At 73.4% G+C, this 12,305-nt stretch carries 12 protein-coding genes; 4 read left to right on the top strand and 8 right to left on the bottom strand.

The annotated features are described in order from the left end of the window. Positions 1–115: 115 nt before the first annotated feature. The gene (gene uvrB / locus HCK04_RS02090; protein ID WP_142645123.1) at positions 116–2,227 is read right to left on the bottom strand and encodes an excinuclease ABC subunit UvrB; all 2,112 of its coding nucleotides are present in this window, start codon (positions 2,225–2,227) and stop codon (positions 116–118) included. A gap of 241 nt (positions 2,228–2,468) precedes the next feature. On the opposite strand from uvrB, the gene HCK04_RS02085 reads away from it, so the two are divergent. From HCK04_RS02085 to HCK04_RS02075, 3 genes are read left to right on the top strand one after another with little or no spacing between them, the layout of a single operon-like run. Then, the gene (locus HCK04_RS02085; RefSeq protein WP_142645122.1) at positions 2,469–3,506 is read left to right on the top strand and encodes a hypothetical protein; all 1,038 of its coding nucleotides are present in this window, start codon (positions 2,469–2,471) and stop codon (positions 3,504–3,506) included. Continuing rightward, positions 3,503–4,156: a hypothetical protein gene (locus HCK04_RS02080; RefSeq protein WP_142645121.1), complete on the top strand. Its 654-nt coding sequence runs from the start codon at positions 3,503–3,505 to the stop codon at positions 4,154–4,156. Before HCK04_RS02085 ends, HCK04_RS02080 begins: the two co-directional genes overlap by 4 nt. Further along, positions 4,129–4,971, top strand: a complete 843-nt coding sequence (locus tag HCK04_RS02075; RefSeq protein WP_142645120.1) for an inositol monophosphatase — start codon at positions 4,129–4,131, stop codon at positions 4,969–4,971. The genes HCK04_RS02080 and HCK04_RS02075 overlap by 28 nt, the downstream gene beginning before the upstream one ends. Before the next feature lie 174 nt (positions 4,972–5,145). Here the strand turns inward: HCK04_RS02075 and HCK04_RS02070 are convergent, their stop codons facing one another. From HCK04_RS02070 to HCK04_RS02045, 6 genes are all read right to left on the bottom strand, one after another. Then, entirely contained in the window at positions 5,146–5,751 is a 606-nt protein-coding gene (locus tag HCK04_RS02070; RefSeq protein WP_142645119.1) for an energy-coupling factor transporter transmembrane protein EcfT, read from the bottom strand. Beyond that, positions 5,748–6,422: an ABC transporter ATP-binding protein gene (locus HCK04_RS02065; protein ID WP_142645118.1), complete on the bottom strand. Its 675-nt coding sequence runs from the start codon at positions 6,420–6,422 to the stop codon at positions 5,748–5,750. The genes HCK04_RS02070 and HCK04_RS02065 overlap by 4 nt, the downstream gene beginning before the upstream one ends. Then, entirely contained in the window at positions 6,423–7,568 is a 1,146-nt protein-coding gene (locus HCK04_RS02060) for a thiolase family protein (RefSeq protein WP_142645117.1), read from the bottom strand. A 14-nt stretch (positions 7,569–7,582) separates the two neighbouring features. Continuing rightward, positions 7,583–8,956, bottom strand: coding sequence for an AMP-binding protein (locus HCK04_RS02055; protein WP_142645116.1), 1,374 nt, complete (start codon positions 8,954–8,956; stop codon positions 7,583–7,585). A gap of 7 nt (positions 8,957–8,963) precedes the next feature. After that, a complete protein-coding gene (locus HCK04_RS02050) occupies positions 8,964–9,575 on the bottom strand; it encodes a biotin transporter BioY (RefSeq protein ID WP_260617028.1) in 612 nt (203 codons plus the stop codon). Between the two features lie 131 nt (positions 9,576–9,706). Then, entirely contained in the window at positions 9,707–10,552 is an 846-nt protein-coding gene (locus tag HCK04_RS02045) for an NAD(P)H-binding protein (RefSeq protein WP_142645114.1), read from the bottom strand. A 107-nt stretch (positions 10,553–10,659) separates the two neighbouring features. Here HCK04_RS02045 and HCK04_RS02040 point away from each other — a divergent pair, with 107 nt between their 5' ends. Then, entirely contained in the window at positions 10,660–11,052 is a 393-nt protein-coding gene (locus HCK04_RS02040; RefSeq protein ID WP_240970792.1) for a helix-turn-helix domain-containing protein, read from the top strand. A 27-nt stretch (positions 11,053–11,079) separates the two neighbouring features. On the opposite strand, the gene HCK04_RS02035 is transcribed toward HCK04_RS02040, so the two are convergent. Beyond that, positions 11,080–12,270, bottom strand: a complete 1,191-nt coding sequence (locus HCK04_RS02035) for an SLC13 family permease (RefSeq protein ID WP_142645113.1) — start codon at positions 12,268–12,270, stop codon at positions 11,080–11,082. Between the last annotated feature and the right edge of the window lie 35 nt (positions 12,271–12,305).

The following is a 12,305-nucleotide window of genomic DNA, read 5'->3' as shown; positions in this document are numbered from 1 at the left end:
AGGCGAGCACGGCGCGGTCGTGCCGCCCTGCCGGCGCTCGGTTGCCCAATCACCAGCGCGGCCCGGCGGGCCCGGGGCGGGGCACCGGGCAGGGGATCGCGTGGCCGCTGGGCCGTTACTTGACGCCGGCCTCGCGCATGTCGCGGACCTCCCGCTTGAGCTCCTTGATCTCGTCGCGCAGCCGGGCCGCCACCTCGAACTGCAGGTCGGCGGCGGCGTTGTGCATCTGCTCGGTCAGCGACTCGATCAGCGACTCCAGCTGGGCGCGTGGCATCTCCCCCGCGATCGCCTTCGCGTGCTGGCCCGCGCCGCGGGAGGCGAGACCCGGCACCGGCGCCTTGCCGCGCGACTGCTGCCGCCCCGCGCCGCCGAGAAGCTGCTCGGTGTCGGCGTCCTCGCGGACGAGGCTGTCCAGGATGTCGGCGATCTTCTTGCGCAGCGGCTGCGGGTCGATGCCGTGCGCCTCGTTGTAGGCGATCTGCTTGGCCCGGCGCCGGTTGGTCTCCTCGATCGCCCGCTCCATGCTGGGCGTGATCTTGTCGGCGTACATGTGGACCTGGCCGGACACGTTGCGCGCCGCGCGGCCGATCGTCTGGATGAGCGAGGTCTCCGAGCGGAGGAAGCCCTCCTTGTCGGCGTCGAGGATCGACACCAGCGACACCTCGGGCAGGTCGAGGCCCTCACGCAGCAGGTTGATGCCGACCAGCACGTCGAACTCGCCCATGCGCAGCTCGCGCAGCAGCTCGATGCGGCGCAGCGTGTCGACCTCGCTGTGCAGGTAGCGGACGCGGATGCCGTTGTCGAGCAGGTAGTCGGTGAGGTCTTCGGCCATCTTCTTGGTCAGCGTGGTGACCAGGACCCGCTCGTCCCGCTCCGCCCGGGCCCGGATCTCCTCCATGAGGTCGTCGATCTGGCCCTTGGTGGGCTTGATGATCACCTCGGGGTCGACCAGGCCGGTGGGGCGGATCACCTGCTCCACCACCTCGCCCTTGCTCCGGCCCAGCTCGTACGGCCCCGGCGTGGCGGACAGGTAGACGGTCTGGCCGATACGCTCCAGGAACTCCTCCCACTTGAGCGGGCGGTTGTCCATGGCGGACGGCAGGCGGAACCCGTGGTCGACCAGCGTCCGCTTGCGCGAGGCGTCGCCCTCGTACATCGCGCCGATCTGGGGGACGGTCTGGTGCGACTCGTCCAGGACGAGCAGGAAGTCGTCGGGGAAGAAGTCGAGCAGCGTGTGCGGCGGGCTTCCGGCCTCACGGCCGTCGATGTGCCGCGAGTAGTTCTCGATCCCGGCGCAGGTGCCGACCTGGCGCATCATCTCGATGTCGTAGGTGGTGCGCATGCGCAGCCGCTGGGCCTCCAGCAGCTTGCCCTGCCGCTCCAGGTCGGCGAGCCGCTCGGCCAGCTCCGCCTCGATGCCGGCGATGGCCCGCTCCATCCGCTCGGGACCGGCCACGTAGTGGGAGGCGGGGAAGATGTGCAGCTCGTCGTCCTCACCGACGACCTCGCCGGTGAGCGGGTGCAGCGTCGCCAGCTTCTCGATCTCGTCGCCGAACATCTCGATGCGGACGGCCAGCTCCTGGTAGACCGGGATGACCTCGACCGTGTCGCCGCGCACCCGGAAGGTGCCCCGGGTGAAGGCCAGGTCGTTGCGCGTGTACTGCATGTCGACCAGCCGCCGCAGCAGCTGGTCGCGCTCGATCTGCTGGCCGACCTTGAGCCCGACCATCCGGTCGACGTACTCCTGCGGCGTGCCCAGGCCGTAGATGCAGGAGACGGAGGCGACCACCACCACGTCGCGGCGCGACACCAGCGACCAGGTCGCCGAGTGGCGCAGCCGCTCGACCTCCTCGTTGATCGAGGAGTCCTTCTCGATGTAGGTGTCGCTCTGCGGGACGTACGCCTCGGGCTGGTAGTAGTCGTAGTAGGACACGAAGTATTCGACCGCGTTGTTCGGCAGCATCTCGCGCAGCTCGTTGGCGAACTGGGCGGCGAGCGTCTTGTTGGGCTGCATGACCAGCGTCGGGCGTTGCACCCGCTCGATCAGCCACGCCACCGTGGCGGTCTTGCCGGTGCCGGTCGCACCGAGCAGGACCGTGTCCTTCTCCCCAGCCCTGACCCGGCGCTCCAGCTCCGCGATCGCCGTGGGCTGGTCGCCGGACGGCGTCATGTCGGTGACGACCTGGAAGGGCGCGACCTTCCGATTCAGGTCCATCATGGATGTCATCGCCGTTCAGCTCCTCACTCGCCCCGTCCACCGGCGCGGGCGGCCGCACAGGGGCATTCACGCTCGCTCCGGTTCACCTCCATAACCTACGCGCGCCGACCGACAATTCCGGTCCTGATGCCGGCTCCGCCCCTCGCCTCCGCGCCGCCGCGCCCGGGCAAGCCGACCCTTTGCCGGACCATGACCCTGTCGTTACGATTCGAGTCGGGGGCCGACACTGACGGGATGGCGGGGCTGACCTATGGCGGGGTTACGGAGTGCCGTCGGCCGGTCACTCGCGTGGGCGGCCAAGAACGTCGACGGGGCCATCGCACTCGTGCTGGCCGTCGTGGTGGGCGTGCTCGGCGTGCTGCCCGACGAGATGATCCCCCTCAACGTGAGGACTCAACTCGTCAGCGGCACCACCCTGGTCGTCCTGGCCCTCGTCGCGACCGCACTGCTGCGCGACCGGGTCCGGCAGGAGCCCGTCGAGGAGGCCATGCACGCGACCTCCGGCGTCCTCGCGCGGCTGCCCGAGCGCCTCGACCGCCTCGACGAGCTGGAGGACCTGGTCGCGGGCACCCGCAGGGCCCTGCAGGACATGTCGGTCATCCGCGTCCTGGTCAGTCAGCACGAGATCGCGCAGGCGCACGCGGACGCCCGCCGGGGCACCGACCGCTGGACGTTCAAGGGCGGCACCGGCACCTACATGCGGGCGGTCACGCTGCCCGAGTGCGTGGCCGCCGCGCGGCGCGAGAAGCGGCACCTCACGGTGCGTCTGGAGATCATCGACCCGACGGACGAGGCGGTGTGCGAGAGCTACGCGCACTACCGCAGGTCTCTGTCGGACCGTCCGGACGGCACCGGTGAGGTGTGGACGACCGACCGGGCCAGGAAGGAGTCGTACGCGAGCGTCCTGGCCGCGTTCTGGTATCGCCAGCGGTACGGCCTGCTCGACATCGCGGTGGGGCTCTCGCCGGTCATGACGACCTTCCGCTGGGACATGTCGGGCCGCGCCCTGATCATGACGTCCGAGGACCCCAACCGGGCCATCATCGCCTTCAGCGGCTCGTTCTTCTACGAGAGCTGCGGCACCGAGCTGCGCACGAGCTTCGAACAGGCCCGCCGCGTGGCGATCGACCGCTACCGGTCGGTGCCGCTGAGCGACGAGCCGACCGTCGAGGAGGTCCGCAGGCTGTTCGAACGCGTCGATCTCCCCCTGCCCAAGTCGTTCATCGACCGCGACGTGGTCGAGGTCACCCGCAAGGCCCTGCGCGCCAAGGATCCGTACGCGCCATGAGATATGGGGACGTGTTCGACGTGCTCGCCGGCGGGAGCGCCCGCGAGTGGGCCCTCGGCGTGCTCGGCGAGATCGCGGAGGGCGGCTCGGGGGTGCGGGGGGTGCGGCATCCGCTGGGATTCCTCTGCCTGCCGCTGGTCCGCGAGGGAGAGCTCGGGGCGTGCGTGCACGTGTGGACCGCGGCCGCCCGGCGCGCCCGCAGCACCACCTCACAGGTCCACTGCCACAGCTGGGACCTGACCAGCTATGTCCTGTACGGCCAGGTGCGCAACGTCCACGCCGTGGTGACCGACACCACCCGTTCCCCCACCCACCGCGTCTTCGAGGTCGTCAGCACCTCGTCGGGCGACGTCATCCGCCCCACCCCGAGGACCGTTGCGTACGCCCCGGGACGCGCCGAGCTGTTCGGCGCCGGGGACACCTACACGCTCGTCGCGGGCGCCTTCCACAGCAGTGTCATCCCCGAGGACGGCGAGGCCGCCACCGTGGCGCTCGGCCGTGGCCGTCCGGGGCTGAACGACCTGTCGCTCGGGCCGCTCGCCACGCCGCTCCACCACGTCAGTCGGGAACGCCTCGACGACGCGGAGACCGCACGTGCCGCCGAGCTGGCCAGGAGGAGCCTGTGGACCTCGAACACGCCAGGCGGGTAGCCGTCGAGGCCGCCCTGGCCGCCGGATCCGTGCTGCGCGAGAGCGCGCCGGGGGCGGTCGCCGTCCACGACAAGGGCGGGTCGGGCGACGTCGTGACCGAACTCGACGTCGCCGCCGAGAAGCTGATCCTCGACCGCATCCGGGCGGAGTTCCCCTCCCATCGGATCGTGGCCGAGGAGTCGGGCGTCCACGGCGCTGATCGCCCGCAGGGCGGATGGACCTGGCTGATCGATCCGCTCGACGGCACGAACAACGTGGCGATCGGCCTTCCCGCGTACGTCGTGGGCCTGGCGTTGTGCGCGGACGGCCGCCCGGTGCTCGGGGTGGTCCACGAGCCGCTCTCCGGCCGCACCTGGTCGGCGGTCAGCGGCGCGGGGGCCCGTGGGCCGGCGGGGCCGCTGACCGGGCCGCCGCGGCGCGACCTCCGGCACGGGCCGGTGCTCGCCTGGACGCAGGGCCACGGGGTCTCCCGGCTGGATCCGGCGGCGCGGTCGCTGAAGATGACGATGGACGCCCGCGCCCGGCGGGTGCTCCAGCTCTGGGCGCCGCTGCTGTGCTGGGCCATGCTCGCGCGGGGCGACATCGACGGCATGATCGGCTACCGCGCGGAAGGACTCGACCTGCCCGCCGGGGCCCTGATCGCGCGGGAGGCCGGTCTGGAGATCGTGGGGCTCGACGGCGGACCTTTCGAGGCGTCCGCGGAGGGCCCGGCCGAGGACCGCAGCTTCGTGGCCGCGCCGCCCGGCCTCGTCGGAGACCTGCTCGACCTGGTCGCCGAGGCCCGCCGCCTGGCCCCCGCCCTGCCGCCGCTCTGACCACCCTGCTCTGACCGCCGTGCTCTGACCGCCGTGCTCTGACCGCCGTGCTCTGACCGCCGTGCTCTGACCGCCGTGCTCTGACCGCCGTGGTCCGACCTGCCACCGCCGTGCTCTGACCCGCCATCGCCCCGCGTGGACCCGCAGCAGGCCCGGGAAAGCCGTCGAGGCTCTTCAGTCGTCGAGACCGCGCGCGGCGAGCGCCTCCCCCAGCGCGTCGGCGTGCCGCAGGGCGCCCACCACCAGCGGTACGGCGAAGGCGCGTGGGCTGCGCTCGACCCCTCTGGCGCGCTGGGCCTCCCGCACCCGGGTGACCAGATCCGCGATCACGGGCACGCTCCGCAGCGTGAGCGACAGCAGCAGCGACAGGCGGAACGGATCGAGGCCGACGAGCCTGGCGGGGGCGAGGCAGCGCTCCAGGGCGGCCATGACTGCGCCGGTGCGCGTCGTGAGCGTGACCAGCCCGGCCAGGGCGATGGCGAGCACGACGCGGAGCGTCGAGGACGCCGCGGTGGGCAGGTCGGCGAACACGAGCTGCACGCCGAACAGGGCCACGGCGAACCAGCGGACGGGCCGCACCTGCGCCCAGGCCGCGGCGGGCCCGACCCCGGAGACGACGTACAGGAGCACGACGACGGCCGCGGCCCCCGCGAGCGCCGCGGGCCCGCGCAGCAGCAGGAGCGCCGTGCAGGACACGGCGAGCCCGGCGAGCTTGGCCCCGGCGGGCAGCCGGTGCAGGAGCGAATCGCCGTGGACGTAGGCGCCGGTGAGTCCCCTCACGCCATCATCTTCCGGTAGTGACCGATCGCGGCGGCGGGCTCGGCGTCGGCGACGATCCGCCCCTCGTCGATCACGAGCACGCGGTCGAAGTCCTCCAGCAGCGGAAGATCGTGGGTCACCACGACCACCTGCTGCGGAAGCGTCCGCAGCAGCGCGGCGACCTGCCTGGAGTGGCGCAGGTCGAGCAGCGTGGTCGGCTCGTCCATGACCAGGATCTCCGGTTCGAGCACCAGCACCGAGCAGAGGGCCAGCAGCTGCTTCTGGCCGCCGGACAGGTGATGCGCGGGGTGGTCGGCGTGCTCCCCCAGGCCGTACCTCTCCAGGATCTCCCGCACCCGGCGCTCGACCTCCTCGCGCGTCAGGCCCTTGCGGCGCAGCGAGAAGGCCACGTCCTCGGCCACCGTGGGCATCACGATCTGGGCGTCCGGGTCGGTGAACAGGAACCCCACGCCGCGCCTGATGCGGGCCGCGTGACGGCGGGTGTCGAGCCCGGACACCGTGACCGTGCCCGAGGTCGGCAGGACCAGACCGTTGACGAGGCGGGCGAGCGTGCTCTTGCCCGAGCCGTTCGCCCCGACCACGCCCACACGGCGCTCGGTCAGCGAGGCCGTGACACCGCGCAGCACCTCGCGCTGCCCCAGGCGCACATGGACGTCCTCCAGCCGGATCACTCACACCACCTCGAACAGGGCGGCGATGCCGAGACCGCCGCCGACCGCGACCGCCGCGAGACCCAGGGTCCCCGGCGGCGCTCCCACAAGCCTGCTGAACAACCGGGTCACCACCACCGCTCCGCTCGCGCCCCAGGGGTGACCGAGGGCGAGCGCGCCGCCGTCGGCGCACACCCGCTCGGAGTCGGACCCCAGGGGATCGAGGCCGAGCGCGTCGGTGACCGCGAGCACCTGCGCCGCGAACGCCTCCACGACCTCCACCGCCGCCACCCTCTCCAGGTCCGTTCCGGTCCGCCGCAGCACTCGCCGTACGGCGGGCACGGGTCCCCACCCGGGCAGCTCGGGGTCGCAGCCGGCGACGGCGCCCGCCAGCAGCCGCAGGCCGGGCAGTCCGGCCGCGGCGCGCAGCCGCTCGGGCACGACCGCGACGGCCGCGGCGCCGTCGCTCACCGGGGAGGAGTTGCCGGCCGTCACCGTGCCCCCCGGCACGAACGCGGCGGGCAGCCGGGCCAGCGACTCCGGCCGCAGCACGCGCGGGCGCTGGTCGTCCACGCGCCCGCCGATCGGGACGATCTCGCGGGCGAAGCGCCCGGCCTCCCGCGCGGCCAGCGCCCGCGCGTGGCTCCGGCAGGCGTACGCGTCCTGGCGTTCCCTGGTGACGCCGCGCGCGGCGGCGAGCGCCTCGGCGGCCGGGCCCATGTCCGGGTCGGGGTGCCCCTCCGGGGCGAACGGCGCCCGCTCGTACGGCACGCCCGGCTCGCCCTCCCGCCGGTGAACCCGCAGCGGCGCGGTGGAGGCGCTCTCGACGCCCCCGGCGACGACCAGGTCCGCGTCGCCGCAGCGCACCGCCTGGGCGGCCAGCAGGATCGCGGCGAGGCCGCTGCCGCACTGCCGGTCGACGGTGACGCCGGGCACCTCGTGCCCCATCCCGGCGGCCAGCGCGCAGACGCGGGCGAGGTTGCCTCCGGGTCCGGTGCAGTTGCCCAGCACCACGTCGTCCACGGGGACGCCGAGGTGCGCCACGTCGCGGACGACCGTCTCGATGACGGGCGCGGCGAGCCGCTCTGCCGTCAGGCCCCGGAACGCGTGCCCGGCGGTGCCGATGGGGGTGCGGCGGGCCGCCACGACGGCCGCGTGCTCGTCCATGTCACTCGTCCACGTCAGGTGAGCCGCCTCAGGCCGGGGTCGCCGCCGGCCGCCAGACGGGTGGCGAGGAGGCCGCGGGCCGGCTTGCCCGCGGGGGTCCGGGGCAAGGACGCGGCGGCATACCAGCGCCGGGGCCGCTGCGCCGGGTCGAGCTCGGCCCGCGCCGCCGCCTCCAGTGCGTCCCTCGCCACGTCGTCGCCCTCGACGACCGCGGTGACCACGGCGCCCAAGTAAAGGTGCGGCGTGCCGACCACGACCACGTCGTCCACTCCCGGCACCTTCCTCAGCACCTCCTCGACGTCCTCCGGCACCACCGTGGCGCCGCCGGTCTGGATCGCGCCGTCGCCCCGCCCGCGCAGCCGCAGGATCTCACCGGGCCGGTGCGGCTCCGCGAGGTCGCCGACGGTCATCCAGCCGCCGTCGTCACTCCGCAGAGGGCCGGTCGCACCGGCCAGGTAACCCTCGCAGAGCCACGGGGAGCGCACCCACACCTCGCCCAGAGCCTGTCCGGGCGGCACCCTGACGTCGATCTCCACGCCGGGGAACGGCCGCAGCCCGGAGCCGTCGGCGTCCACGGCGACGAACGACAGCTCGGTCGCGCCGTAATAGGACACCACACGCACTCCGGCCTCCACCGCCCGGGTCCTGGCGGCGGCGTCGAGGGCGGCCCCTCCGACCACGGCGGTACGCAGCGGGCCTCCGGCCGCCTCCAGGGCGTCCAGTACGGCAGGCAGGCGATGGGGCACCACGTGGACCGCGGTGGCCCTCCGCATCTGCTCAGCCAGCCCGCCGGGCGCCCATCGGCCGGGCACCACGGCCGTCGCTCCCGCGGCCAGCGTGTGCACGGCGGCGAAGCCGTACAGGGAGGAGACCAGCGGGCCGGGGATCAGCACGACGTCGTCCGGGCCGATCCCGGTCAGCGCGTCCAGGTGGGCGAACGACACGGTCCACGAGGCCCGGCCGCGCACCACGGCGCGGGGCCTGCCGGTGCTGCCGGAGCTGAAGCAGGCCCAGGTGAGGTCGTCCGGCGCGGGGCGGTGCTCCACGGGCGGGCCGTCCACCTCCGGCAGGGGGTCGTCGAAGCGGGCGGCGACCGGCACCGCGGCCATGACCTGCGCCCGCCGTTCCTCGCTCCAGGCGGGGTCGCACAGCAGCGGCGTGGCTCCCACCAGGTCGGCGGCGAGCACGGCGACGAGCAGGGCCACCGGGTCGGCCTGGGCGACCGCGACGAGCGCGCCGCGCCCGACACCCTGGCCGGCCAGGGCGCGGGCGGCACGACCGGCCCGGGCGGCGAGCTCGGCGTAGCCGAGGTCGCCGCCCGGGCCGGACACCGCGATCCGGCCGGGGGTGGTGGAGGCGTGCCGCAGGACCTGGGCGGCTACCGGCACGGGCGCGTCACCGCCCGCCCGCCCGCAGCCGCTCGCGGTGCACCGCGGGAACCGCGTCGGGGTAGGCCCGCTGGGTGCCCCGCGCCACGATCGACGCGAGCACCGCCTTGGCCACGTCGCCGGGCAGGAAGACGGCGCTGAGCAGCGCCGTCTTGCCCAGGGACAGCCCGGTGACCAGGGCCTGCACGGGGATGCCGAACAGGTAGACCACGCCGACGCCGCCGGCCAGGCAGGCGGCCACCAGCCGCACCGTGGACGGCGTGCGCCCGCCGCGTTCGACGATCCAACCGGTCACGGCCGCGCCGGGAAGCCAGCCGATCAGGAAGCCGGCCGAAGGCCCGGTGAAGACGCCGAGCCCGCCGCGTCCGCCGGCCAGCAGGGGCAGCCCCGCGGCGACCAGCACGAGCAGGACCACGATGGCGAGGGCGGACCGCCACGTGCCGAGGATCGCCCCGGCGAGCATGACGCCGAGCGTCTGCAACGTGATCGGCACCGCGTCGCCGAAGATGTTCAGCGCGCCCGGCATGCCGAGCACGGCGATCAGCGCGGCGAAGACGCTGACCCTGGCGATGTCGGCCGCGGGGAAGCGCCGCCCACGCGGACTCTGTTCATCTGTCACGGATCGATCCCATACCAAGACCCTCCGTGCGGCGAATGAGGATTCCGACAACTTTTCGCCGTGTCGTTCTCAGCACCCTCCATAGCCGCCGGCCACCCGCGCCCGGAGCGCCGGGGCGGCCGTGTCACGGTTCACCGGAAGGCGTCGACGTTGCCGCGGGCCCACTCGGCGAACGAGCGGGGCGCCCGGCCCAGCACATGCTCGACGTCCGGGCTGAGCCGGAGTTCGGCCGCGTTGGGCTCGCCGAGCACGGCCAGCGAGGTCTCCACGGCCGGCTCCGGTATGAACGTGGACATCAGCGCGTGCGCCTCCGCCCGCGTCAGCTCCTCGAAACGCACGGGCTCCCCGAGGGCCGCGCCGATCGCCTCCGCCTGCTGCCGGGGTGTGACGGCCGCCGGCCCGTTCAACGTGTAGACATGGCCCACGTGTTCGTTCCCGCGCAGGGCCACGGCCGCGACCTCCGCGATGTCCGCCGGGTCGATCACGGGGATCCCGACGTCGCCGAACGGCGCGGCGACCGTCCGCTCGGCCCGTACCGACTCCGCCCAGGCGTAGGCGTTGGACGCGAAGACGCCGGGCCGCAGGATCGTCCAGGCCAGGCCCGACTCGCGCACCGCCTCCTCGGCCGCCCGCATGACACCGCCGTGCGACTGCGACTCCGGCCTGGTCACCACGCCTTGCGAGGAGAGCAGCACCACCCGCCGGACTCCGGCGGCCCCGGCCACGTCCAGGATGGCTCGCGGGTCGAGCCCGACGCCGCCCGTGCCGCCGTCGTGCAGGAACAGAGCCTCGGCACCGTCGAAGGCGGGCCGCAGGGTCTCCGGTGCGGCCAGGTCGGCCCGGACGTGCCTGGTCCCTCCCGGCAGGTTCACCGGGGCCGTCCCCCTCGACACCGCCGTCAGCCTCTCCCCTGCCTCCGCCAAGGCCCGCACCAGCGTACGACCGACGTTCCCGGTCGCACCCGTCACCACGATCATGTCGACTCCTGCGTCTTTCTCTGCGGTTTCTCGCGATGACGCCGACGCTAACACCGTCGGTATAGTAGGTACCTAGAGGAAAGTGACTACCTCAGAGGGTATGAGCCATGCCGATCGAGATGAACCGGCCCGCGGCCGATGCCACCGCCGACCCCGAACTGGCCTGCCCGATCTCCCCGGTCGTCGACATCGTGTTCAGCCGGTGGACCTCGCCCATCCTCTGGTCGCTCCAGGCCTTCGGCCGCCAGCGGTTCGTCGAGCTGGAGCGGCGGATAGAGAACATCACCCCCAAGGTGCTCACCCAGCGCCTGCGCCAGCTGGAACGCGACGGCCTGGTCGTCCGCACCTACCATCCCGAGGTGCCGCCGCGCGTGGAATACGAGATCAGCGAGCTCGGCCGCACCCTCTCGCCCCTGTTCTCCCAGATCGCCGAGTGGGGCGCGGCCAACCTCGAGCGCGTCGAACGGGCACGGCGACAGTACGACGACGCGAGGGCCTGATCCGCCGGGACCCGCCCCAGTGACGCCTCAGGCGGTGAGGATCAGGACGGTCACCGTGGCGGCGAGGCCGGTCAGGGCGAGGCCGGCACCGGTGGCGACGAACTTGGCCAGCGGCACCCGTACGTCTCCGCGACGGCACCACTCGAACCACAGCAGCGTCGCGAGCGAGCCCCAGGGCGTGATCACCGGGCCCAGGTTGGTGCCTGCGAGCAGCGACAGCAGCTGCGTGTGGTTGGCCGCGGGGATCACCTGCTCGCCCGCGACGTACGCCGGGAGGTTGTTGAGCACGTTGGACAGCGCCGCTCCGGCGGCGGCCGCGCGGTAGGCGCCGTCCCCGTCGCCGCCCAGGCCGACGAGCGCGCGCATCACGTCGGCCAGGCCGAGGCGGCTGAGCGTCGGGACCACGAGGAAGAGCCCGGTGACGAAGACCAGCAGCCGCCAGGGGATCAGGCCCCACACGAGCTTGGCCCGGTCGCGCCAGGCGAAGGCGGCGACCACCGCGACCGCCGCGACGAGGGCCGCCACGCCGATCTCCACGCCCGCGAGGATCGCGGTGATGAAGAGCAGGCATGCCACCCCCGCGACGCCGAACAGCACCCGGTCGGCCACCGGCACCGGGGGCGGCGCCACGTAACGGTCCTCGCCCCGCTCGCCGCGCCGCCAGTAGAACGCCCAAAGGAACGCCATCGTCACCACGATCGACGCCGCCTGGGGCGCCCACATGCGCGCGGCGAACTCCTGCGTGGTCAGCGCCACCCGGTTCATCGCGAGCAGGTTGGTGAGGTTGGAGACCGGCAGCAGCAGGCTCGCGGTGTTGGCCAGCCAGACCGTGGTCATCACGAGCGGCAGCGGCGCGATCTTCGCGCGCGGCGCCAGGGCCAGCATGACCGGCGTCAGCAGTACGGCCGTCGTGTCCAGGTTCAAGACGATCGTGACCAGCGAGGCGAAGGCCGTGCAGAGAAAGAAGAGAGCGGCGTAGCTCCCCCGGCCGACGATCGCGAGGCGGGTCGCGATGACGTCGAAGACCTGCGCCTCCTTGGTCAGCTCGGCCAGCACGATCACCGCGCCGAGGAACAGCAGAAGCGGGGCGATGCGTTCGACGCTGGCCCTCGCCTCCTCCGCGGGCAGCAGGCCGGTGGCCACGAAGACCAGGCCCGCGGCGAGCAGCCCGAACCTGATCCAGTCGAGAACGCTCAATCGCCGCAGCCCGGTCGCCACGCGCACACCTTATATCGGCGGCCCGAGGATGATCG

The sequence above is a fragment of the Microbispora sp. CL1-1 genome, from assembly GCF_012034195.1.
Classification (GTDB): Bacteria; Actinomycetota; Actinomycetes; order Streptosporangiales; family Streptosporangiaceae; genus Microbispora.
The sequence above is the reverse complement of the archived record's forward strand: the minus strand, read 5'-3'. Positions and strand labels throughout refer to the sequence as shown.